The sequence below is a fragment of the Amycolatopsis sp. NPDC114478 genome (assembly GCF_055633805.1).
The window spans coordinates 261,750-284,123 of record NZ_JBVKDO010000006.1 but is presented as its reverse complement, the minus strand read 5'-3'; the positions used below and the strand labels follow the sequence as shown (position 1 = coordinate 284,123).

Here is a 22,374-nt window from a genome sequence, read left to right as displayed (position 1 = left end):
TTCGGGCAGGCGCGTTGCCCGCAAATCGCCCGGACTGGCGACGCGCGTCGCCGGAACGGCTACGCTGGGCTACCTGGTCGGCCGAACTTCGCGCAAGGGGTACGTCACGATGCCGGTCCGTCACTTCCGTGGCTTCGGCTCTTGAGAGCCCAGGCCGCCGTGCGCCGGGAAGCGCTTTCCGCCTGGCCGGGCTGGCCCGCGCGGTGGGAAATGTGGGGCGGGGCGAAAGCCCGCTGGATCACCTACGCGCTCGGGTGTGAGCTGGTCGCCGTCGTCGCGACCGGGACCGCGCTGGTCACCGGGTTCGGCGGGCCCGTGCGACCGGTGTGGTTCGCGGTGCTCGTCGCGCTCGGCGTGGCGCAGGCCGAGATGTCGCGCCGGATCGAGCGGCTGCGGCGGTGGATGAGCGGGCAGACGCACATCAACGTCACGTCGGTCTGGTACCTCGCCGGCGTCGTGCTGCTGCCGCCCGCGTGGGTGGCGCTGCTGGCCGTCGTGCTCTACACGCACCTGTGGGTGCGCGTGTGGCGTCAGGTGCGTACGCGGCCCGCGCATCGCTTCGTCGCCAGCACGGCTTGGGCGATGCTCTCGTGCTTCGCTGCTTCGTCCGTTCTCGCGGTGTCCGGGTTGCACGGAACGCCGTTGCAGACGGCGCGCGGGCTGTTCGCGCTCTGCCTGGCCGCGGTGGTGTTCGAGCTGGTGAACATCGGCCTGGTCGCGGCCGGGATCTACCTCTACACGAGCCAGCGCTCGGCGGCCGACCTGATCGGCACGTGGGAGGACAACGCGTTCGAGCTGGCGACGCTCTGTCTGGGCGGCCTCGCCGCGCTGGCGCTGGCCGAGCAGCCGGTGCTGGTGGTGTTCGTGGTCGCGCCGTTGCTGCTGTTGCACCGGTATCTGTTGCTGAAACAGCAACTACAGGTAGCGGCGGTGACGGACGAGAAGACGGGCCTGCTCAACACGGCGGGCTGGCACGAGTCGGCGGTGCGAGAACACACGCGAGCGCAGCGTCGCGGCCCGGCGGGCAGCGGGTTCGCGGTACTGATGATCGACCTCGACCACTTCAAGCGCATCAACGACACGTACGGCCACCTGACCGGCGACGACGTCCTGGCCGCGGTGGCGGTGGCGATCTCGGGCTCGGTGCGCCAGGGCGACACGGTCGGCCGCTTCGGCGGCGAGGAGTTCGTGGTGCTGCTGCCGGCCATCGGCCGCGCGGACGTGCTGGCGATCGCCGAGCGAGTGCGGGCTGCGGTGGGGGAACTGAACGTGGTGATCTCGACGGGCGGTGGCACGGTCCGGGTGAGCGGTTTGTCGGTATCGATCGGGGTGGCGCGGCATCCGGACGCGGGGCCGACATTGGATGACGTGCTCAGGTCCGCCGATGCGGCTTTGTATCGGGCGAAGGAGGCTGGGCGGAACCGGGTCGCCGTGTGAGGGGTGGCGCGCGGGAGCGGCTGGTCGGTTGAGGTGCTGCGGGCGGCGGCCTGCGGGTGGGTGCGGATGGGAGCGGTCGGCTGCGGTGCCGCGCGGCGAGGGTGCCGGTTGAGAGCGCGCGGAGGTGCGGGTTTGGACCAGGGCCGGACCGCGGTGCGGTCGGGCCGGGTCGATGGGGGTGGCGGGCAGCGGCGACATGTGGGTGGCTGGATTACACGGTCGGCTGAAAAGTCGCGAGGCGCTGATCGTGGGCGAAATGCGGCCTTGCTGCGCTCGTGACCGCCGGGGCTGGGTGGCCGAGCTGGTGCGGCTCGGGTCGTAAGCGGGCATCGGAGTACAGCTCTGCTGCGGTGGCGCGCAACACCTGCCCCTGTGATGAACGGCGCGAAATACCCCCTCGCCGTAGCCGTTGAAACCGACATGAGCCGTGCGGATCACGAGACCGACGTCGTGGTTGTCGGGGCTGGGCAGGCCGGCCTCTCGGCCGCCTATCACCTTCGGCGGGCCGGGTTTGCCAATGGCGATGGCTTCGTCGTCCTCGACCATGGCAAACGCGCTGGGGGTGCCTGGCAGTACCGGTGGCCCTCCCTGGTGCTCGGCAAGGTGCACGGCATCTACGACCTGCCCGGCATGGCCTTCGGCAGCCCGGACGTGACGCGGCCCGCCTCCGAGGTCGTCTCGGAGTACTTTGCCCGGTTCGAAAGCGTCTATGACCTCCCTGTCTTGCGACCCGTCGACGTCCAGTCCGTGACGCGGGCGGGGGATCGGCTCGTGGTGGCGAGCCCCGCGGAATCGTGGGCCGCCAAGGCCGTCATCAGTGCCACCGGTACCTGGGACCGGCCCTTCTGGCCGCGCTATCCCGGGCAGGACACCTTCGCCGGCCGTCAGGTGCACACGGCCGACTACACCGGGCCCGAAGAGTTTCGCGGCCGGCGGGTTGTCGTTGTCGGGGGCGGGGCCTCTGCCGTTCAGCTACTCATGGAGTTCGCTCCGCTCGCTCGCGCGACGGCGTGGGTCACCCGGCGGCCGCCGGTGTGGCGGGACGAGCCCTTCAGCGAAAACTGGGGACGCGACGCCGTCGCGAGGGTCGATGAACGCGTGCGTGCCGGGCTTCCTCCCGAGAGCGTGGTGAGCGTGACCGATCTGGCCGTGACGCCCGAGGTGCGCGCCGCGCGGGCCGCCGGGATCCTCGATCGGCGGCCCATGTTCGAGCGCATCACGCCCGACGGGGTCGTCTGGGCGGACGGCTCTCGCTTCGACGCCGACGTCATCCTCTGGGCGACCGGGTTCCGCGCGGCCATCGACCACCTCGCGCCGTTGCACGTCCGGGAACCCGGGGGCGGGATCCGGATGGACGGCACGCGCGTCGTGCGCGAGCCGCGGCTGCACCTCGTGGGGTACGGGCCTTCGGCGAGCACCGTCGGGGCGAATCGGGCGGGACGGGCCGCGGTCGGCGAGATCAAGAAGCTGCTGAGTTCGGACGGCTGAAGTCATACATCCGAAGCTACCCGAACACCTGTGCGATGATCATCGCTGGATCGGGTGAAGCTCGGCGGCGGCGCCGAGGCTCGATTTTGTTGTGAAGCAAGGGAAGCACGGGCGAGGTGATGGGCGCTGCCCCCGGTTCCCACGCTACCCGCGACCACCGACAAAAACTGAAGCCACCGGGAAAGGTCGGACCGCCGTCCCGCGGCGCGGTGCAGTATTCCGCTCATCGACACACGCCCTGAGCTGGGGAAACCGCCTGAAACTCACCCTCTTGACCGATTCAACGACAAGACACGTCTTGTCAGCCGAAACCGATCATCGATACAGTCTGCTTAGTTAGGAAAGTTTCCTAACAGTTTAGCTCCCGTTAACCGACGCCGCAGCCCACCCGCCACCGCCAGGCCCGTAAGGAGCGCGACGTGCCGTCGACCCGTCTACGAACATTCACCCGCCTCATCCCCGTGCTAGCCGCGGCCACCCTGCTGCCCTCCGCGATCGTCGTCGCACAAGCCAGCGAACAAGCCGATGTCCTGCTCTCGCAAGGAAAACCCGTCGCGACCTCCACCGTCGAGAGCTCGTCCTACGCCGGGAGCAAAGCCGTCGACGGCAGCGCCACCACCCGGTGGGCCAGCGCCGCAGGCGCCGACCCGCAGTGGCTGCGGATCGACCTCGGCCAGTCCGCCGCGATCCACCGCGTGCTCCTCAACTGGGAAGCCGCGTACGCCAAGAAGTACCGCATCGAAGTCTCCGACGACGGCACGAACTTCACCGCCGCCACGTCCGTCGACGCCGGCGACGGCAAGACCGACGACCTCACCCTGAACGCGCACGGCCGGTACGTCCGCTTCGTCGGCGTCACCCGCGCCACCAGCTACGGCTACTCCTTCTGGGAAATGCAGGTCTTCGGCAGCACGGACTCCTCCGGCGACACCCAGCCCCCGACCACCCCGGCCGGCCTCACCGCCGGCACGACCACCGCCACCAGCGCCGCCCTCACCTGGACCGCCGCCACGGACAACGTCGGCGTCGCCGGGTACGACATCCTGCGCAACGGCACCCCCGTCGCCACCAGCACCACGACGTCCTACACCGACACCGGCCTCGCGCCCGACACCAGCTACACCTACGCCGTCCGCGCGCGCGACGCAGCCGGGAACGTCTCGGCCGCCAGCACGCCGGTCACCGTCAAGACCAAGGCGGGCAGCGGAACGAGCTTCGTCCTCGCCGCGGCCGGCGACATCGCCGAACGCTGCACCTCGAGCAGTTCGAGCTGCGCCCACGTGAAGACCGCGAAACTCGTCGAAACGATGAACCCGGCCGCCGTGATCACCATGGGCGACAACCAGTACGACGACGCGCACCTCTCGGACTTCAAGTCCTACTACGACAAGACGTGGGGCAAGTTCAAGAGCATCACCCACCCCATCCCCGGCAACCACGAGTCCTACGACGACACGCCCTTCAAAGGCTACGAGGACTACTTCGGCGCCATCGCCAAGCCGCAGGGAAAGCGTTACTACAGCTGGGAAATGGGCAACTGGCACTTCATCGCCCTCGACTCCAACGACTTCGTCACCCACGACGACTTCGCCGAGCCGCCCCAGGTCACCTGGCTCAAGCAGGACCTCGCCAACAACACGAAGGGCTGCGTCGCCGCGTACTACCACCACCCGCGCTGGAGCTCGGGTGACCACGGCGACAACCCGGACAGCATCGAGCTGTGGAACATCATGACCGCCGGCAAGGTCGATCTCGTCCTCAACGGCCACGACCACGACTACGAGCGGTTCCTCCCGCAGAACGCCGACGGCCAAGCCGATGCGAACGGGCCGGTCGAGATCGTCGGCGGCAGTGGCGGCGCGAGCCTGTACGACCTTCACACCGCGCACCCGACGACCGCCAAGCTGCTGAAGACCTACGGCGTCCTCAAGCTGTCGATGACGGACACCTCGTTCCAGTCGCAGCTCATCGGCGTCGACGGCAAGGTCCTCGACAGCAGCCCGACCTACACCTGCCACTAGGAGCCGGGCATGTACATCGCGGCGAGCCGTACCTCGGACCTGGCGGCCGGCGAGAACCGGAAACCCGCGCTCAAGAGGGTCTCGGCCAACGTGGTCGCGCTGGGGATGGTCAGCCTGGTCACCGACGTCTCCTCGGAGATGGTGACCGCCGTCCTCCCGCTCTACCTGGTGCTCGGCCTCGGCCTGAACCCGCTGCAGTTCGGGCTGCTCGACGGGCTCTACGCCGGCGCCACCGCCCTGGTGCGGGTGCTCGGCGGCCACCTCGCCGACCGGTGGCGGCGCCTGAAGGCCGTCGCCGGGTTCGGGTACGGCTTGTCCGCGGTGTGCAAGCTCGGCCTGGTCGCGGCCGGCTCCTCGGTCGCCGCGATCGGCGTCGTCCTCGCCGCCGACCGCACCGGCAAGGGCGTGCGCACCGCCCCGCGCGATGCCCTGATCTCGCTGTCCAGCGAGCCGGACGCGCTCGGCCGGTCGTTCGGCGTGCACCGGGCGCTCGACACCGTCGGCGCGTTCCTCGGCCCGCTCGTCGCCATGGCCGTGCTCGCGCTGAGCCTCGGCAGCTACCCCAGCGTGTTCTTCACCAGCTTCTGCGTCGCGGCGATCGCCGTGCTGCTGCTGGCCCTCTTCGTCCGCGACCACCCCGGCGGCGTCGACCGCGCCGCGGTGTCGCTGCGAACGGCGGCGGGTCTCCTCAAGCAGAGCGACTTCCGGCGCGTGACGCTCTGGGCCGCGCTGCTCGGCCTGGTCACGGTCGGCGACTCCTTCGTCTACCTCGCCCTGCAGCGGCGCTGGGAGATCGCGGCGACGTTCTTCCCGCTGCTGCCGCTCGGCACCGCCGGGGTCTACCTGGTGCTGGCCGTGCCGCTCGGCAAGCTCGCCGACCGGATCGGCCGCTGGCCGGTGTTCCTCGGCGGGCACGCCGCGCTGTGCCTGGCGCTGGTCCTGCTCTGTGGCCCGGCTTACGCGGCGATCCCGGTCGTCGCGCTCGGCCTGCACGGCGTGTTCTACGCGGCCACCGACGGGGTCCTCATGGCCGCCGCCGGCCCGCTCATCCCGCGTGACCTCCGCGCCACCGGGATGGCCGTCGTGCAGACCGGGCAGGCCGTCGCCCGCATGCTCTCCTCCGTCCTCTTCGGACTGGCCTGGACGCTCTGGGACCTGCGGCCCGCGGTGCTCGTCGCCGCCGGCTGCGTGGCCGCGGTCGCCCTCGCCGCCGCCCTCGCGAAACCGGTGCGCCCGTGAAGAAACTCGTCCTCGCCCTGGCCGGCACGGCCGTCCTGGTCGCCGCGGCCGTCGTCTACACCGTCAGCGCCCGCCACGACGCCGACGCCACGCCCGCCGCCCAGCTCACCCTGGGCCCCGGCCAGCTGCTGTTCCGCGACACGGCGACCGGCCGCGTCGGGGCCGTCCCGCTCGCCGACACCGAGAAGAAACCCCAGCTCAGTGGCCTGAAGTGCGACCGGTTCGCGGTGGCGAAGCAGACGGCGGTGTGCCTGGCCGTCCAGCCGGGCACGCTCCCCGCGGTCACCGACGTCCTCGTCCTCGACGACCACCTCGCCGTCCGCCACACCGAGTCGCTGCCGGGCACGCCGAGCCGAGCCCGGGTCTCGCCGGACGGCAAGCGCGTCTACTGGACGCTCTTCGTCACCGGCGATTCGTACGCGGAGACCGGGTTTTCGACGCGCGCGGGACTGTACGAAGTGGACACCGGACGGCTCGTCAAGACGATCGAGGAGCTGCCGGTGTTCGTCGACGACCAGCGCTACTTCGCCGCCGACGCCAACTACTGGGGCATCACCTTCGCCCCTGACGGCAACCGCTTCTACGCCACCCTCGGCAGCAAGGGCAAGACCTACCTCGTCGAGGCCGACTACAAGCGCTACCGCGGGAAAGCCCTCCGGGAGAACGTCGAATGCCCCTCGCTGTCCCCGGATGCCACCCGGGTCGCCTTCAAGAAGAAGGTCGGCGACGGCGTCTGGCGGCTGTCGGTCCTCGACCTGAAAAGCCTGCGGGAAACCGAGCTGGCGGAACAGAAGAGCGTCGACGACCAGGCCCTGTGGCAGGACGACCACACCGTCCTCTACGGGCGGGACAACGCCGTCTGGGCGGTCCCGGCGGACGGTTCCGGCGCCCCGCGGAAGCTGGCCGAGGGCGCCGCGTCGCCCGCCGTCACGGGGTGACGCCGACCGCCGCGAACAACGTCCGCACGCAGAGGTCGCGCAGCTCTTCCTGGGTGACCTTCGGCTGGTCCAGCCACTCGAGGATGGTCGTCGCGACGAACGTCAGCCAGCCGCGCACGGCCAGCCGCGTCACCTCGGTGACGGGTGTCAGCACGCTCACCGCGTCGAGGATGCGAGTGGCGTTCGCGGCCATCCCGGCCTCGCGGATCTCCTGGATCTCGCGGTCGGCGCCGCTCGCGGCGCGGTGCACGATCCGGTAGCCGTCCGGGTGCGTGCGCGCGAACTCGAGGTACACGTCGAGCCCGGCCCGCAGCTGCTCCGCCACGGGCAGCACCGGGTCGGGCTCGCTCATCGCCAGGAGCTGGTCGCGTTGCGCGCGGACGATCGACGCGAAGAAGTCCTTCTTGGTGGGGAAGTAGTGGTACAGCAGGCCGCGCGAGACCTGCGCGATCTCGGCGACCTCCTCGATCCACACCTCGTCGTACGGCCGGTTCGCGAACAGGCCGGCGCCGATCGCCAGCAGCTGCTCGCGACGCTGTTCGGTGCTCAGCCGCGTCCGCATCCCCCGAGCTTACTTGACACGGGTTCAGTAGCGGGGGATCGTGACCCTATTGAATACGGGTTCAATAGAGGGGCATGCCGTGGACACCACCGGGATTCCGCACCGGCCGGGCCGCCTGCCGGTGATCGGCGACCTGATCGGCGCCAACCCGCGCACGCCGCTGCAGGACACGCTGCGCGTCGGCCGGCGCGTCGGCCCGATCTTCACGCGCAAGGTCTTCGGCTTCGAGATCGTCTTCGCCGGCGGGGTCGACCTGGTGACCGAGCTGAACGACGAGACGAAGTTCGGCAAGCACGTCGGCCTGGGCATCGAGAACCTGCGCGCGGTCGCCGGCGACGGGCTGTTCACCGCGCACACCCACGAGCCGAACTGGCGGCTGGCCCACGACATCCTGCAGCCCGCGTTCTCCGCGGAGGCGATGCGCCGCTACCACCCGGTGATGCTGGAAGTCGCCCGCGAACTGACGGCGGCCTGGGACGCGGCGGACGGCCCGGTCGACGTCTCCGCCGACATGACCCGCCTGACCCTGGAGACGATCGGCCGCGCCGGGTTCGGCTACCGCTTCGGCTCGTTCGAACGCGCCGAGCCGCACCCGTTCGTGACGGCGATGATCCGCGCGCTGCGGTACGCGCAGCTGCAGAACGTCAAGCTCCCGTTCGTGCGACGCGCGTTCGCCGGGACGCCCGAGCAGAACCGGGCCGACATCGCGACCATGACGAACCTGGTCGACGAGGTCATCGAAGCCCGCCGCGGCGGCAGTGCGGAGAACCTGCTCGACCTCATGCTCACCGAAGGCCACCCGGTGACGGGGGAGCGGCTGGACCCGGTGAACATCCGCAACCAGGCCATCACGTTCGTCGTCGCAGGCCACGAGACGACGTCCGGCGCGCTGTCGTTCGCGCTGTACTACCTGACGCGCCACCCGGAGCTGCTGGCGAAGGCGCGCGCGGAGGTCGACGCGGTGTGGGGCGACCGCGAGCCGGCGTTCTCGGACGTCGCGAAGCTGCGTTACGTGCGACGCTGCCTGGACGAGGCGATGCGGCTCTGGCCGACCGCGCCCGGTTACTCGCGCGAAGCACGCGAAGACGTCGTACTCGGCGGGAAGTACCGGATGCGCAAGGGGGACTGGGTGATCGTGCCGCTTCCCCTGGTGCACCGCGATCCCGCGGCCTGGCCCGACCCCGAACGGTTCGACCCGGACCGCTTCGAGCCTGCCGCGGTGAAGAAGCGGCCGGCGCAGGCGTACAAGCCGTTCGGGACGGGCGAGCGCGCCTGCATCGGCCGCCAGTTCGCGCTGCACGAAGCCGTGCTGGCGCTCGGGATGGTGTTGCAGCGCTACGACTTCGACGTCGACCCGTCGTACGAGCTGAAGATCGTCGAGTCGCTGACGCTCAAGCCGAGCGGGTTCACGCTGCGGCCGCGGGTGCGCACGGCGGCCGAAAATGTCGGTGCCGTCCGGTAATGTTGATTACGGGGGGCGCCCCTATCGGGTTGTCAAGCCGCGGCGGGAGCGGGTTTCTTGCCGTCGGCCCTCTGCCGGTCGTAGTAAGAGCGGTTGACCGGGTCGGACAATGAGGCGAAGGCAGCGAGGAAGAACACGCGCTTGAGCTGCCGGTTGCCAGTTCGGGCGGGGGCTCGCCTTTGATGCTGGTGCCGGAGCTGCGGGTGACCGGGGCGATGCCGGCGTAGGCCGCCGGATGCCCAAACGAGGCGAGCAGGATGCGGGCTGCGGTCATGATCGCCTCGACCAGCTTGTCGCCGATGCGGGGCGCATGGGCCTTCGCGATCGCGGTGAGTTTGCGGCGGCCGGCTTTGGCGATCCCGGCCAGACCGCCGCAGCGGGACAGGATTTCCAGCACCGCCGGGTGGCTGACCTCGTGGCCGATCGTCCGCTCCAGGGCGGGGTGGATGCCGGTGAGCAGCCCGCGGACGCGGTTGGCGATGCGGCGCATCGCCAGCCTGGGCAGATAGGCCACCAGGTGTCCGGCCGCGCGGGCGCCCCCGCGACCCGCGGTCAGGACTCCAGGTAACGCACCTGCCCGCCCTTCCCGCGCTCGAAGCCGTCCCGGCCGGCCAGGTGCTCCGGTACCCCGACCTCCCACCAGGCCCCCGCCTCGGTCCACGTCGACGGCTGCGTCTTCACCACGACCACCGCCGGACGCCGTTCGGCCACCGCGGCCTCGCGGGCCGACGCGTAGGCCGTCCGCAGCGAGTCCACTGTGGACGCCGAGAACACCAAGCAACCCAGCGATTCCGCGTGCCGGGCGAAGTCCACGCGCGGCGGCGAAGCGTGCGAAGTCGTGCAGTCCGCGTAGAAGTTGTTGAACGGCTTCCCGCCCTGGCCCTCCTGAAGCCGCGCGATCACCGCGTACCCGTCGTTGTCGCAGACGACCGCCACGAACGGGTGGCCCGCGAAAGCCGCCGAGAACAGCTCCGAGTTCAGCATCAGGTACGAGCCGTCGCCCAGCAGCGTCGTGACCAGGCCGGGCCAGGCGATCGCCGCGCCCCACGCGCCGGACAGCTCGTAGCCCATGCACGAGAACCCGTACTCGACGTCCATCGAGAGCGCACCCGACCCGCGCCAGCCGCCGATCAGCTCGCCCGGCAGGCCGCCCGACGCCGTCATGACGTAGTCGTCCGTCGCCGACAGATCGTTCACGACCCCGACGACCTGCGCATACGAAGGAACCTCCGAAGCGGAAGAGCGCAGCGAGTCGATGTGCGCGTCCCAGGAAGCCCGTTCACTTGATGCCCGCGCGGTCCACGCCGGGTCCACTCGCCAGCTCTCCAGCTGGGCAGCCAGGTCCGTCAGGCCGGCGTCGGCGTCCCCGACCACCGACAGCGCGCCGTGCTTCACCGCGTCGAACCGGGCCGCGTTGAGCGTGACCAGGCGGACGTCGGGGGAGAAGACCGTCCACGATGCCGTCGTGAAGTCCTGCAGCCGCGTCCCGACCGCCAGGACGACGTCGGCCGCAGCCGCGAGAGCGTTCGCCGACGAGGAACCCGTGATACCCAGCGGTCCCGCGTGCAGCGGGTGGTCGTGGGCCACCAGCGTCCGCCCCGCGGTCGTCTCGACGAGCGGAATCCCGTGCCGTTCGGCGAAGTCGAGGGCGCGCTGCCCGGCGCCGGAGTACCGGACACCGCCGCCGAGCACCAGCAACGGCCGTTTCGACGAACGCAGCAGACCGGCCGCTTCGGTGACCGAACGCCGGTCCGGACGCGGGCGCAACGGCCGGTGCGTGACCTGCGCGAACAGCGCGTCCGGGAAGTCGTACGTCTCCGCCTGGACGTCCTGCGGCAGCGCCAGGACCACCGGCCCGCTGTCCGCCGGGTCGGTGAGCACCCGCGCGACCTGCGGCAGCGTCGAGATCAGCTGCTCGGGCCGGGTGATCCGGTCGAAGTAGCGCGAGACCGCGCGGAAGGCGTCGTTGACCGTCGCGGTGGCGTCGCCGAAGGGTTCGATCTGCTGCAGCACGGGGTCCGGCGCGCGGCCGGTGAACGTGTCGCCCGGCAGGAGCAGCACCGGCAGCCGGTTCGCGTGCGCGACCCCGGCGGCGGTGACCATGTTCAGCGCGCCCGGCCCGATCGACGACGTCACGACGCCGACCTGCCGCCGGTGCGTGGCCTTCGCGTACCCGACCGCGGCCAGCGCCATGCCCTGCTCGGTGTGCCCGCGCCAGACCGGCAGCTCATCGCGGTGTTCTTCCAGGGCCGTCCCGAGGCCGAGGACGTTCCCGTGCCCGAAGATCGCGAAGACGCCGGGGAAGAGCGGGACTTCGCGCCCGTCCAGGGTTTCCGAGCGCTGCGCCAGGATCCAGCGGACCAGCGCCTGAGCCGTCGTCAGCTTCACTGAACACGCCCTTCGTGACTCGTGACGGGGCACCGCGGGTCGAGGTCCTGCGACGCCCACGTGTCGCGGACCCAGCTGTGCGCGGGGTCGTCGCAGAACGCCATGGACCGCTCTTCGGCCGGTCCCGCCAAGACGTTCAGGTAGTACATCGGGTACCCCGGCGCGGCGACGCACGGGCCGTGGTAGCCGCGCGGGATGAGGAACACGTCGTGGTCGCGCACGGCGACGTCTTCGTCCAGGTCGCCGTCGGCGGTGTACGTGCGGTGCAGGCCGAAGCCCTCACGGGACGGCGTCACGCCGTCGCGGCCGGCGATCCGGAAGTAGTAGATCTCCTCGTTGACGACCTCGCACCCGGTCGCCTCGTCGTGCTTGTGCGGCGGGTACGACGACCAGTTCCCACCCGGCGTGATCAGCTCGCACGCGTTGAGCTTGTCGGCGTGGTCCCACACCCCGGGCACGCCGAAGTTGGTCACCTGCCGGGTCGCCTGCCCGGCGCCGCGGACCTCGACCGGGACGTCCTCGGCGGGTCCGTACGCCGGGGAGAGGCGGCGGGTGCAGCGCGCCATCGGCAACGCGACCTCCAGACCGTCCTTTGTCGACAACTCGACTTCGGCGTCGCGTGGCACGTAGGCGAAGTCCGTCACGCGCGTGAAGACCGACTCCCGGCCGCGCAGCTCGAAGACCTGCCCGTCGACCCGGATGGTCGCGGACCCGGCCAGGGGCAGCACGAACGCCTCGAACTCGCCGGTGTGCAGGACCCGGACCTCGCCGGGCGCCAGGGAAAGCACCCGCAGGCCGGTGTACGTCCAGCCCGCGCTGTCCGGGGTGAGCCGGACCGGGTCGGCGTCGTCGGACAGTGTCCCCAGTGGACGGTGGAGCTTGCTCACTTCGCGGCCTCCAGGACCTTCGCGGCGGCTTCGACGGCGGCACCGACGTCGCCGTCGGGCGGGTAGAGCAGGGTGCGGCCGACGACCAGGCCGCGCACGACGTCGTGGCGCAGCGTCCGGCCCCAGGAGGCCAGGTCGGCGGCCGGGTCGCCGGAGGGCACGCCGCCGAGCACGACCACCGGCAGCGTCGTCGCGCCGAGGACCTCGGCCGAGTCGGTCGACGGGAGCTTCAGCCAGGTGTGCGCCGACGTCGTGCCCAGCCCGGACGCCACCGTGACCGCCCGCGCCAGGGACAGCGGATCCCGCTGCAGCACCAGTTTCCCGTCGACGCGGGTGTAGGGGAGCGGCTCGACCATCGCGACCAGGCCGTACGCGGCCAGCTCGGTGACGGCGTCGGCGCAGGCCTGCAGCGTCGGGACCGTGCCCGGGTCGGAGTCGACGAGCCGCAGCAGCATCTTGCCGCCGTCGAGCCCGCAGTCGACGAGCGTGCGGGCGTCGTAGCCGGTGAAGCGGTCGTCGATCTCCCAGTCGGCACCGGCGAGGCCGCCGCGGTTCATCGAGCCGAAGACGACCTTGTCGTGCAACGCGCCGAGCAGCAGCAGTTCTTCGACGACGTCGGGGGTGCCGAGGAGGCCGTCGACGGCGGGGTTGGCGAGCGCGACGAGCAGGCGTTCCAGCAGCGTCCGCCGGTCGGCCATCGCGAGGGGGTCGTCGCCGACTCCCAAGGCGCCGCGGGCCGGGTGGTCGGCCGCGACGAGGAACAGGGTGCCGTTGTCGGACAGCAGTTTCGAACGGCGTCTGCGCGTCGCGTAGGCCTGGCGGACCGCGCCCGGGTTCGTCGCCCGGGTGTGGAGGAGCTCGCGCCAGCGCTCGTCGGTGAGGATCACAGCAGCTCCTCGATCTCCGTCGCGGTCGGCATGGCGTCGGCGCAGGCCAGCCGGGACGCGACGAGCGCGCCCGCGGCGTTCGCGTACTCGGCGATGCGGACCGGGTCCCAGCCCGACAACAGGCCGTGGATCAGCGCGCCGCCGAAGCCGTCGCCCGCGCCGAGCCCGCAGACGACCTCGACTCGCTGCGGCGGCACGGTCGACCGTCCGTCCGGCGTCGCCACCAGCACACCCTCGGCGCCTTTCTTGATGACGGCCAGCCGCAAGCCGCGCTCCAGCAGGCGGTCCGCGGCGGCGTCCGGGTCCTCCGTGCCGACGGCGACCTCGACCTCGGCGCGGTTGCCGACCGCGACGGTGACGTGGTCGAGCATCCCGCCGATCTCCTCCCGCGCCTGCTCGGCCGACGGCCAGAACATCGGCCGGTAGTCGAGGTCCAGCACGGTGTGCGCACGGCGTCCGCGCGTTTCGAGGATCTTCCGCTGGGTGGTCCGTGCGGGTTCGGCGGAGACGCCGGTGCCGGTGACCCACAACAGGGGCACCGACCCGACGACGTCCCAGGGCACGTCGTCGTCGGTGAGCGTGAGGTCGGGAGCGATCGGGGAGCGGTAGAACAGCAACGGCGGGTCCGCGGGCGGGTTCAGCTCGCAGAACACCACCGGCGTCTGGAGATCCGGCGAAGTGCCCACGTGCGCCGAGGACACGCCGAAGCCCTCGAGAGCCTGCCGGACGTAGTCGCCGAAGCCGTCCGGCCCGACCTTGGTGAGGACGGCCGTGCGCCGGCCGAGCCGCGCGGCGGCGACCGCGACGTTGGTCGCGGTCCCGCCGAGCGACTTGGCGAACGTGCTGACCCCGGCCAGCGGCACGCCGCTCTGCTCCGGGTAGAGGTCGACGCCCACCCGGCCGATCGTCAGCGCTTCGAGACTCACGCCTTCTCCACCTGCCGCAGCTCGTGCTCGAGGGCTTCCAGTTCCGCACCGCCCGCCATCTGCCGGGTCAGCTCGTTGATGTCGATGTCCTTCTTCTCGTACGAGCCGAGTGGCGCACCGCGCTTGAGCAGCAGGAACCGGTCCGCGACGGGGTAGGCGTGGTGCGGGTTGTGCGTGATCAGCACGACGCCGAGCCCGCGGTCCCGCGCTTGGGCGACGTACTTGAGCACGACCCCGGCCTGCTTGACGCCCAGCGCGGCGGTCGGCTCGTCGAGGATCAGCACCTTCGCGCCGAAGTACACCGCCCGCGCGATCGCGACGCACTGGCGTTCGCCACCGGAGAGCGTCCCGACCGGCTGCTCGACGTCCCGCAGGTCGATGCCCATGTCGGACAGCGCCTGCTTGGTCGTCTCGCGGCCCTTGCGCCGGTCCAGGAACTTGAACGGCCCGAACCCGGTCGTCGGCTCCGAACCGAGGAAGAAGTTCCGCCAGACGCTCATCAGCGGCACCACGGCGAGGTCCTGGTACACGGTCGCGATGCCGCGGTCGAGGGCCTCGCGCGGGGAGGCGAACCGGACCGGCTCGCCCTCGACGAGGAACTCGCCGCGGTCGTGCTGGTGCACGCCGGCCAGGATTTTGATCAGCGTGGACTTCCCGGCGCCGTTGTCGCCGAGCACGCAGGTCACCTCGCCCGCGTTGACCACAGTGGACACATCCCGCAGCGCGATCACGCTGCCATAGGTCTTCCCGATCTCGTGAACTTCGAGCAAGCTCATCGACGGACCCTTTCCGCGCGCCGCCGGAAGGCGTTGTTCACCAGGACCGCGGCCAGCAGCATGATGCCGAGGAACAGCATGAACCAGTCGCTGTTCCACTGCGCGAACACGATGCCCTGGCGCGCCATGCCGAAGATCAGCGCGCCGATCGCCGCGCCCACCGCCGAGCCGAACCCGCCGGTGAGCAGGCAGCCGCCGATCACCGCCGCGATGATGTACTGGAACTCCAGCCCGATGCCCTGGTTGGCCTGCACGCTCGCGAACCGCAGGATGTTGATCGAGCCGACCAGCCACGCGCCGAGCGCGGTGCCCATGAACAGCAGGATCTTCGTGCGCACCACCGGCACGCCGACCGAGCGGGCCGACACCTGCGACCCGCCGACCGCGAAGATCCAGTTGCCGAACCGCGTCCGCACGAGCAGCACCGCGGCGATCGCCGTGACGACGATCCACCAGATGATCGACGACTGGAACTCGGTGCCGCCGATGTCGAAGGTGGACGCGAACAGCCCGCCCGCCGACTCGTAACCGCTGGTCGAGCGCATGCCCGACACCTGGACGGTGTTGGTGACCAGCCGCGTCACGCCGAGGTTGAGCCCCTGCAGGGCGAGGAACGACCCCAGCGTGACGATGAAGCTGGGCAGCCCGGTCTTCATGACGAGCCAGCCGTTGAACGCGCCGACGCCGAGCGCGAAGACGAGCGAAACTCCCAAGGCGAGCCAGACGTTCCAGCCCGCCTGCGTCGCCAGGATTGCGGTGACCAGCGACGTCGACGCCGTCATGACGCCGGCCGAGAGGTCGAACTCGCCGCCGACCATGAGCAGCGCGACCACGACGGCCATGATGCCCAGGGTCGACGAGTCGTCGAGCCAGGTCGCGACGCCCAGCGGGCTGAGGAACTGGCCGGTGACGACGGAGAAGAACACGAACACGAGGACGGCGCCGAGCAGCGCGCCGATCTCGGGCCGGACCACCAAGCGGTCGGTCAGGCTCTTCTTCGCGACGCGTTCGTCGGGGTGCGCCTGGATGGCTGCGGTCATCGCGTGCCGCGCTGCGCGTACGGGGCGACGGTGTCGATGTTGGTCTTGTCGACGAAGCCGGGACCGGTCTGGACCGGGTGGCCGCCGCCGATGGTGTTGCCGTTCTCCTTGTACAGCTTGAGGAACACGATCGGCAGGTAGCCCTGCTCGTACTGCTGCTGGTCGACGGCGAAGAGGATCGTGCCCGCCTTGATGGCCGCGACGACGTCGGCGTTGAGGTCGAACGTCGCCACCTGCGCCTTCGAGCTCGCTTCCTTGGCGGCGTCGACCGCGCGGGCCGCGACCTGCGAGTTCAGCGCCAGCACCGCGTCGATCGACGGGTCGGACTGCAGCGCGCCGCGGATCCGGGCCTGCGCGTCGGTCGGGTTGGAGATGTCGACCTGCAGCGTGGAGACGTTGCCGAAGGTCTGCTTCGCGCCGTCGCAGCGCTGGTTCTGGCCGATGTTGCCGGCCTCGTGGATGACGCACAGCAGCTTCGTCTTGCCGGCCGCCTTGAGCCGCTGGCCGGCGCCCTGGCCTGCGAGGCCCTCGCTCTGGCCGACGTGCGCGATCGCGCCGAACTGCGCGCTGGAGTCCTCGCCGGAGTTGATGGTGACGACCGGGATGCCGGCCTTGACCGCGTTCTGGATCGACGTCTGCAGGGCCTGGGGGTTGGCCATGGAGACGACCAGGCCGCCGACCTTCTGCGCGACCGCGTTGTCGATCAGCTTGGCCTGGTTGCCGGGGTCGCCGTCGGAGTAGTAGTCGACGCCGACGCCCAGGTCCTTGCCCGCCTGCTCGGCGCCGTTCTTCACGACGTTCCAGAAGGCGTCACCGGCGCTGCCGTGCGTGACGACGGCGACCTTCAGCGGCCCGCTCGAGCTGGGCGCCGCCGCCGATGGGCTGCTGCCGGAACTGCTCTTCGAGTTGTCGGCACTCGGGCCGCTGCAGGCGGACAGGACCAGCGCGGCGGCGGCGAGCGCCGCCACACCGGCCAGCTTCTTGGTAGAGAACACAGTCACTCCTTTGGGACCAGGGATCAGTGGGAGTCGGTGATCTTCGCGAGGTGGGCCAGGCTGCGCTCGGTGTCCCGCCGGGGTAGGTCGTCGGGGCTCGAGTCGCCGAGGGCGGTGTCCTGTTCGAGGACGTACCAGCCGTCGTAGCCCGCCGCCTGGACGGAGCGCACCATCGACGCCACGTCCACGTCCCCCTCGCCGAGCGGGGTGTAGATGCCCCGCCCGACCGCGTCGGTGTAGCCGAGCCGGCCCGCGCGGACCTCGGCCGCCAGGTCTTCTCGGACGTCCTTGAGATGCACGTGCCCCACCCGTTCGGGATACCGCTGCGCCAGCTCGACCGGATCCGTCCCGCCGATCATCAGGTGCCCGGTGTCGAGGCACAAGCCGAGATCGGAATCGGCGAGGAACCGCTCGACCTCGGCCCGCTGCTCCACGTGGGTCCCGACGTGCGGGTGCAGCACCGTGCGCAGGCCGTGGGCGGCCGCGAGGTCGCGGATCTTGCCCGCGGTGTCGACCAGGGTCGCCCATTCGGCGTCGGTGAGCTTCGGCCGTTCGTCGTAGCCGTCGAGCCCGGTCGCGGCGGCGAGCACGAGGACGTCGCCGCCGCACGCGGCGAACAGCGCGGCCGACCGCTCGGCTTCCTTCAGCGCGGCGTCCTGATCGGCGTGGAGGACAACGGCGAGGAAGCCGCCGACGAGCGTCAAGCCGTACTGCCCGAGCAGCTCCCGCAGCTCGGCCGGCTCCCGCGGGAGGTACCCGGGCGGGCCCAGCTCGGTCGCCTGGACTCCGAGGGCCGCCATCTCGCCGAGCACGGTCGCCGCGTCCAGCACCCGGCCCCAGCCCGGGACTTCGCAGACGCCCCAGGAGATCGGGGCGGCGGCCACGCGGATCGTCGCTGTCACAAGGGGCCTCCGTTGGTCCGTTGGAGCGCTCTATTGATTAGAGCGCTCTAATCTTGTAGCGTCCGTCACACCAAGTCAAGGCCGAGTTTCCGGTGATCAGGGGAGGTGCGCCGCATGCGTCCGACGATGGAGGACGTCGCCGCGCGGGCGGGGGTTTCCCGTGCGCTGGTGTCCCTGGTCATGCGGAACTCCCCGAAGGTTTCCGACGCCCGGCGCGCGGCCGTGCTGCGCGCGGCCGAGGAACTCGGCTACCAGCCGCACGTCATGGCGCGGTCGCTGGCCAGCCGGACGTCCACCGTGCTCGGCGTGATGGTCAACGACCTGCGCAATGCCTTCTTCGCCGACGTCGTCGAAGGGCTGGACGCGGCAGCGCAGGCCGCGGGCTTCGACCTCATCCTCAACACCGGCGGCCGGAGTCCCACGCGGGAGTGGAACGCCCTGCACAACCTGCTTTCGTTCCGGCCGGCGGGGATCATCCTGCTTTCGCCGGTCGTTCCGGCCGCGTCGATCCAGACCGCCGCCAAGCAGTGCCCGGTCGTCCTGGTCTCGCGGACGATCCGATCGTCCACAGTGGACACCGTGAACGACGACGGCGAGGCGGGCTCGGCACTGGCCGTCGACCACCTCGTCGGCCTCGGGCACCGGCGCATCGCGCACCTCGACGGCGGCGGCGCGGCCGGGGCGGCCCAGCGCCGGCGCGGGTTCCAGGCGGCGATGCGGCGCCACGGCCTCGAGCCGATCGTCGTGCGCAGCGAGCACACCGACACCGGCGGCGAGAAGTCCGTCCGAGAGCTGCTGGCGACGTACGCGCGCGCCGAGCTGCCGACGGGGTTGGTGGCGGGCAACGACTTCAACGCCGTCGGGGCCATCTCGGCGCTGGAGGAAGCGGGGTTGCGCGTGCCGGAGGACGTGTCGGTAGTCGGCTACGACAACACGTCGCTGGCCGCGCTGCGGCACCTCTCACTGACCACAGTCGACCAGCCGCGCACCGAGATGGGCCGCCTGGCCTTCGAAGCGCTAGCCGAACGGGTCCGCGGGGAACGCACGGAGCCGGTCCGGCACCTGCTGCACCCGTCACTGGTGGTCCGGGCGACCACCGCTGGGATTTCTGCAATAGGAGGATCACCACGATGAGGTTGGGACTGGCGGGCACCGGCCGGATCGGCACCGCGCACGCGGAGACGCTGAAGGGCTTCGAGGAGGTCGAGTCGGTCGTGGTGGCCGACGTCGACCCCGCGCGGGCGCAGTCGGCCGCCGCGAAGCTGGGCGTCGAGACGGCTTCCCTCGACGACCTGTTCACCGCGGGTCTCGACGGCCTGGTCGTCACGGCCGCCACGGACGCCCACCCGGGCCTGATCATCGCGGCGGTCGACGCGGGCCTCCCGGTCTTCTGCGAGAAGCCGGTGGCCGCGGACATCCCCGGCACCCTGGCGGTGATCGACCGCATCGGCGCGTCGGACGTCGCGGTCCAGATCGGCTTCCAGCGCCGCTTCGACGCGGGGTACGCAGCGGCCCGCGCGGCCGTGGCGTCGGGCGAGCTCGGCTGGCTGCACACGCTGCGCGCGACGACGTTCGACCCGGCGCCCCCGCCGGCGGAATACGTCGCCCACTCGGGTGGGCTGTTCCGCGACTGCGGCGTCCACGACTTCGACATCATCCGCTGGGTGAGCGGCCGCGAGGTCGAGGAGGTGTACGCGATCGGCGCGAACCGCGGCGAGCAGTTCTTCGCGGACGCGGGCGACGTCGACACGGCGGCGGCGACGCTGACCCTGGACGACGGCACGTTGGCGACGGTGTCGTTGACCCGCTACAACGGCGCGGGCTACGACGTGCGCTTGGACGTGCTCGGCTCGGTTTCCGGGGTGGTGGTCGGCTTGGACGACCGGGCACCGCTGCGTTCGGTGGAGCCGGGGGTGGCCCCGCTGCCGGGGCCGGCGTACCCGGGGTTCATGGAGCGGTTCCGCCCCGCGTACACAACGGAGCTGAAGGCGTTCCTGGACGTGGTCGCCGGCCGGGCACCGTCGCCGTGCGGAGCGGCGGACGCGCTGGAGGCGTTCTACATCGCGGAGGCGTGCGAGGTGTCCCGCCGCGAACGGCGCCCGGTGAAGCTGGCCGAGGTCCGCCGCTAAACGGGCAGCCGCGGCAGGATCTCCGTCCGCACGTACTCCAGCGCGTCCCGCGACGGCAGGATGTGCGGCCCCTGCACCCAAACCACGCCGTGCCGGACCGCAGCGGCCGTCACCCGCTCCCGCAGCGGGCCCACCACCCCCGCGCCCAGCACCAGGGCGTCCACCACACCGAGCCGGGACAGCACCGACTCCTCCGAGACGACGCCGTCCGCGGCGAGACCCGCCGCGGACAGCGCCGCCGTCACCCTCGAGACCGTGGCCGCGTTGCGGCCGAACAGCAGCACCTTCATGCCGACCAGGCTCACACCTCAAGGGCACTCGAAGTCAAGACAGTTCGAGCGTGGGGGAGTACATCTCGATCCAGTGGTACAGGTCGAGCACGCGGTCCAGGCCGATCCGCATGGCCGGGTCCATGGTCGCCGAGTCCACTTCGGACGCCCGGTGCGCCCAGGCGCGGTCCACCAGGCCGAACACCTCGTGCTTCGGCTCGGCCAGGACCTCCTTGACCTGCTGCTGCAGCGCCGCCGCGTAGCCCGGGTCCTGCGTCGACGGGTACGGGCTCTTCACCCGCTGGGCCACCGACTCCGGCAGGACATGCTTGGTCGCGTGCCGCAGCAAGCTCTTCTCGCGGCCGTCGAACGTCTTCAGCGACCACGGCGTGTTGTACACGTACTCGACCAGCCGGTGGTCGCAGAACGGCACGCGGACCTCCAGGCCCACCGCCATCGACGCGCGGTCCTTGCGGTCGAGCAGCATCCGCACGAACCGGGTCAGGTGCAGGTTGCAGATCGTCCGCATGCGCGCCTCGACCGCGGACTCGCCGTCGAGGTGCTCGACCGCGGAAACGGCCGACGAATACTGGTCCGCGACGTAGGACTCGACGTCGAGGCTCTTCACCAGCTCCGGCGTGTAGAGCGACGCCCGCTCGTCCATCATCGACGTGCGGAACGCCAGCCACGGGAACGTGTCGGCGTTGACGGCCTTCTCGTCGTGGAACCAGCGGTAGCCGCCGAACACCTCGTCGGCCGACTCACCCGAGAGCGCCACCGTCGACTGGCCGCGGATCGCCTTGAACAGCAGGTACAGCGACGTGTCCATGTCACCGAGGCCGGCCGGGATGTCGCGGGCCCGCAGCACCGCGCGCCGGACCTCGGGGTCGGTCAGGTCGCCCGGGTTGAGCATGACGTCTTCGTGCGCCGAGTTGACCAAGGAAGCGACGTCCCGCACGAACGGCGAGTCCGCGGTGTCGCGCATCTCGTCCGGCTTGAAGTTCTCCTCCTGGCCGAAGAAGTCGACGGAGAACGTCCGCAGCTGCTCGCCCTGCTGGGCCAGCCGCGCGGCGGCCAGGCCGGTGACGGCGCTGGAGTCCAGGCCGCCCGACAGCAGGACGCAGCGGGGGACGTCGGCGACGAGCTGGCGGTTGACGATGTCGGTCATCAGCTCGCGCACGCGGGCGACCGTCGTCTCCTGGTCGTCGGTGTGCCGCTTCGCGTCCAGCTTCCAGTACGTGCGGGTCTTGATGCCCTCGCGGGACACGGTGACGATCGTGCCCGGCTGGACCTCCTCCATGTCCTTCCACAGCGACCAGCCCGGCCGCTTGGTGAAGCCGGCCAGCTCGCGGAAGCCGTCGAGGTCGACGACCTTCTTGGCGAGGGGGTTCGCCAGGATGGCCTTCGGCTCGGAGCCGAACAGGACGCCGTCGCGGGTCGGGTAGTAGTAGAACGGCTTGATGCCCATCCGGTCGCGGATCATGACGAGCCGGTCGTCGCGCTCGTCCCAGATCGCGAAGGCGTACATGCCGTTGAGGTGGTCGACGACCTCGTCGCCCCACTGCAGGTAGCCGTGCAGCACGACCTCGGTGTCGCTGTCGGTCTCCCACTGGTGGCCGAGCTTCGTCAGCTCGTCCTTCAGCTCGGTGAAGTTGTACGCCTCACCGCTGTAGACCATCGCGACGTCGCCGTTCGGCGTGCGCACCGACATCGGCTGCCGGCCGCCGGGCAGGTCGATGATGGCCAGCCGCCGGTGGCCGAGCGCGACGTGCGTGCGCACCCAGGTGCCCTCGTCGTCCGGACCGCGACAGGACATGGTCGCGGTCATCGCATCGACCACTTCCTGGCGGCGGGTGAGGTCGGCGTCGTAGGAAACCCAGCCGGCGATACCGCACATAAGTGATCCCCTCTCCCAAGATTTGCTTAGCCGATACAACTATCGGTAACACAGGTGTAACACGGGCTGTAGATCTTGTCTGCCCGAATTGCACGTTCCGCACTTGTTCCGTCACGCGTTGTGTCGTGAGT

19 protein-coding genes and 1 pseudogene are annotated in these 22,374 nt (G+C 70.8%); 8 read left to right on the top strand and 12 right to left on the bottom strand.

All coding sequences use genetic code 11. From position 1 onward, the window contains the following. Positions 1 to 210 precede the first annotated feature (210 nt). The 5 genes from ACZ7OH_RS19895 (at position 211) to ACZ7OH_RS19875 (ending at position 7,123) form a co-directional block, all read left to right on the top strand. Positions 211 to 1,437 (top strand): GGDEF domain-containing protein, encoded by a 1,227-nt coding sequence (locus ACZ7OH_RS19895; protein WP_470282251.1) that lies wholly within the window; start codon positions 211 to 213, stop codon positions 1,435 to 1,437. A gap of 420 nt (positions 1,438 to 1,857) precedes the next feature. Further along, positions 1,858 to 2,925, top strand: a complete 1,068-nt coding sequence (locus ACZ7OH_RS19890) for an NAD(P)-binding domain-containing protein (protein ID WP_470282250.1) — start codon at positions 1,858 to 1,860, stop codon at positions 2,923 to 2,925. A 461-nt stretch (positions 2,926 to 3,386) separates the two neighbouring features. Then, positions 3,387 to 4,946: a discoidin domain-containing protein gene (locus ACZ7OH_RS19885; RefSeq protein ID WP_470282249.1), complete on the top strand. Its 1,560-nt coding sequence runs from the start codon at positions 3,387 to 3,389 to the stop codon at positions 4,944 to 4,946. A gap of 9 nt (positions 4,947 to 4,955) precedes the next feature. Then, positions 4,956 to 6,185 (top strand): MFS transporter, encoded by a 1,230-nt coding sequence (locus tag ACZ7OH_RS19880; RefSeq protein ID WP_470282102.1) that lies wholly within the window; start codon positions 4,956 to 4,958, stop codon positions 6,183 to 6,185. Further along, positions 6,182 to 7,123 (top strand): TolB family protein, encoded by a 942-nt coding sequence (locus ACZ7OH_RS19875; protein ID WP_470282101.1) that lies wholly within the window; start codon positions 6,182 to 6,184, stop codon positions 7,121 to 7,123. The genes ACZ7OH_RS19880 and ACZ7OH_RS19875 overlap by 4 nt, the downstream gene beginning before the upstream one ends. Here ACZ7OH_RS19875 and ACZ7OH_RS19870 read toward each other — a convergent pair. After that, entirely contained in the window at positions 7,113 to 7,685 is a 573-nt protein-coding gene (locus ACZ7OH_RS19870; protein ID WP_470282100.1) for a TetR/AcrR family transcriptional regulator, read from the bottom strand. The two genes, ACZ7OH_RS19875 and ACZ7OH_RS19870, sit on opposite strands and share 11 nt — an antisense overlap. Positions 7,686 to 7,764: 79 nt before the next feature. Here ACZ7OH_RS19870 and ACZ7OH_RS19865 point away from each other — a divergent pair, with 79 nt between their 5' ends. Next, complete coding sequence (locus tag ACZ7OH_RS19865; RefSeq protein WP_470282099.1) at positions 7,765 to 9,147, top strand: cytochrome P450; 1,383 nt, start codon at positions 7,765 to 7,767, stop codon at positions 9,145 to 9,147. Positions 9,148 to 9,200: 53 nt separating this feature from the next. Here the strand turns inward: ACZ7OH_RS19865 and ACZ7OH_RS19860 are convergent. From ACZ7OH_RS19860 to ACZ7OH_RS19820, 9 genes and pseudogenes are all read right to left on the bottom strand, one after another. Next, positions 9,201 to 9,631, bottom strand: a pseudogene (locus ACZ7OH_RS19860) (transposase); the annotation flags it as partial. A gap of 68 nt (positions 9,632 to 9,699) precedes the next feature. Beyond that, positions 9,700 to 11,535 (bottom strand): 3D-(3,5/4)-trihydroxycyclohexane-1,2-dione acylhydrolase (decyclizing), encoded by a 1,836-nt coding sequence (gene iolD, locus ACZ7OH_RS19855; RefSeq protein WP_470282098.1) that lies wholly within the window; start codon positions 11,533 to 11,535, stop codon positions 9,700 to 9,702. Then, the gene (gene iolB, locus ACZ7OH_RS19850) at positions 11,532 to 12,422 is read right to left on the bottom strand and encodes a 5-deoxy-glucuronate isomerase (RefSeq protein ID WP_470282097.1); all 891 of its coding nucleotides are present in this window, start codon (positions 12,420 to 12,422) and stop codon (positions 11,532 to 11,534) included. The genes iolD and iolB overlap by 4 nt, the downstream gene beginning before the upstream one ends. Further along, complete coding sequence (locus tag ACZ7OH_RS19845; protein ID WP_470282096.1) at positions 12,419 to 13,309, bottom strand: Cgl0159 family (beta/alpha)8-fold protein; 891 nt, start codon at positions 13,307 to 13,309, stop codon at positions 12,419 to 12,421. Before ACZ7OH_RS19845 ends, iolB begins: the two co-directional genes overlap by 4 nt. Next, entirely contained in the window at positions 13,306 to 14,235 is a 930-nt protein-coding gene (gene iolC, locus ACZ7OH_RS19840; RefSeq protein WP_470282095.1) for a 5-dehydro-2-deoxygluconokinase, read from the bottom strand. The genes ACZ7OH_RS19845 and iolC overlap by 4 nt, the downstream gene beginning before the upstream one ends. Further along, complete coding sequence (locus tag ACZ7OH_RS19835) at positions 14,232 to 15,011, bottom strand: ATP-binding cassette domain-containing protein (RefSeq protein ID WP_470282094.1); 780 nt, start codon at positions 15,009 to 15,011, stop codon at positions 14,232 to 14,234. Before ACZ7OH_RS19835 ends, iolC begins: the two co-directional genes overlap by 4 nt. Then, on the bottom strand, positions 15,008 to 16,051 hold the full coding sequence (locus ACZ7OH_RS19830) for an ABC transporter permease (RefSeq protein WP_470282093.1): 1,044 nt from the start codon (positions 16,049 to 16,051) through the stop codon (positions 15,008 to 15,010). Before ACZ7OH_RS19830 ends, ACZ7OH_RS19835 begins: the two co-directional genes overlap by 4 nt. Then, positions 16,048 to 17,046, bottom strand: coding sequence for a sugar ABC transporter substrate-binding protein (locus ACZ7OH_RS19825; RefSeq protein ID WP_470282092.1), 999 nt, complete (start codon positions 17,044 to 17,046; stop codon positions 16,048 to 16,050). Before ACZ7OH_RS19825 ends, ACZ7OH_RS19830 begins: the two co-directional genes overlap by 4 nt. A 23-nt stretch (positions 17,047 to 17,069) precedes the next feature. After that, complete coding sequence (locus tag ACZ7OH_RS19820) at positions 17,070 to 17,948, bottom strand: TIM barrel protein (protein ID WP_470282091.1); 879 nt, start codon at positions 17,946 to 17,948, stop codon at positions 17,070 to 17,072. 114 nt (positions 17,949 to 18,062) lie between these two features. On the opposite strand from ACZ7OH_RS19820, the gene ACZ7OH_RS19815 reads away from it, so the two are divergent. Next, the gene (locus ACZ7OH_RS19815; protein ID WP_470282090.1) at positions 18,063 to 19,082 is read left to right on the top strand and encodes a LacI family DNA-binding transcriptional regulator; all 1,020 of its coding nucleotides are present in this window, start codon (positions 18,063 to 18,065) and stop codon (positions 19,080 to 19,082) included. Continuing rightward, a complete protein-coding gene (locus ACZ7OH_RS19810) occupies positions 19,079 to 20,077 on the top strand; it encodes a Gfo/Idh/MocA family protein (RefSeq protein ID WP_470282089.1) in 999 nt (332 codons plus the stop codon). The genes ACZ7OH_RS19815 and ACZ7OH_RS19810 overlap by 4 nt, the downstream gene beginning before the upstream one ends. Here the strand turns inward: ACZ7OH_RS19810 and ACZ7OH_RS19805 are convergent. After that, positions 20,074 to 20,382 (bottom strand): hypothetical protein, encoded by a 309-nt coding sequence (locus ACZ7OH_RS19805; protein WP_470282088.1) that lies wholly within the window; start codon positions 20,380 to 20,382, stop codon positions 20,074 to 20,076. The genes ACZ7OH_RS19810 and ACZ7OH_RS19805 overlap by 4 nt on opposite strands. A gap of 19 nt (positions 20,383 to 20,401) precedes the next feature. Continuing rightward, complete coding sequence (asnB, locus tag ACZ7OH_RS19800) at positions 20,402 to 22,243, bottom strand: asparagine synthase (glutamine-hydrolyzing) (protein ID WP_470282087.1); 1,842 nt, start codon at positions 22,241 to 22,243, stop codon at positions 20,402 to 20,404. Positions 22,244 to 22,374: the final 131 nt, after the last annotated feature.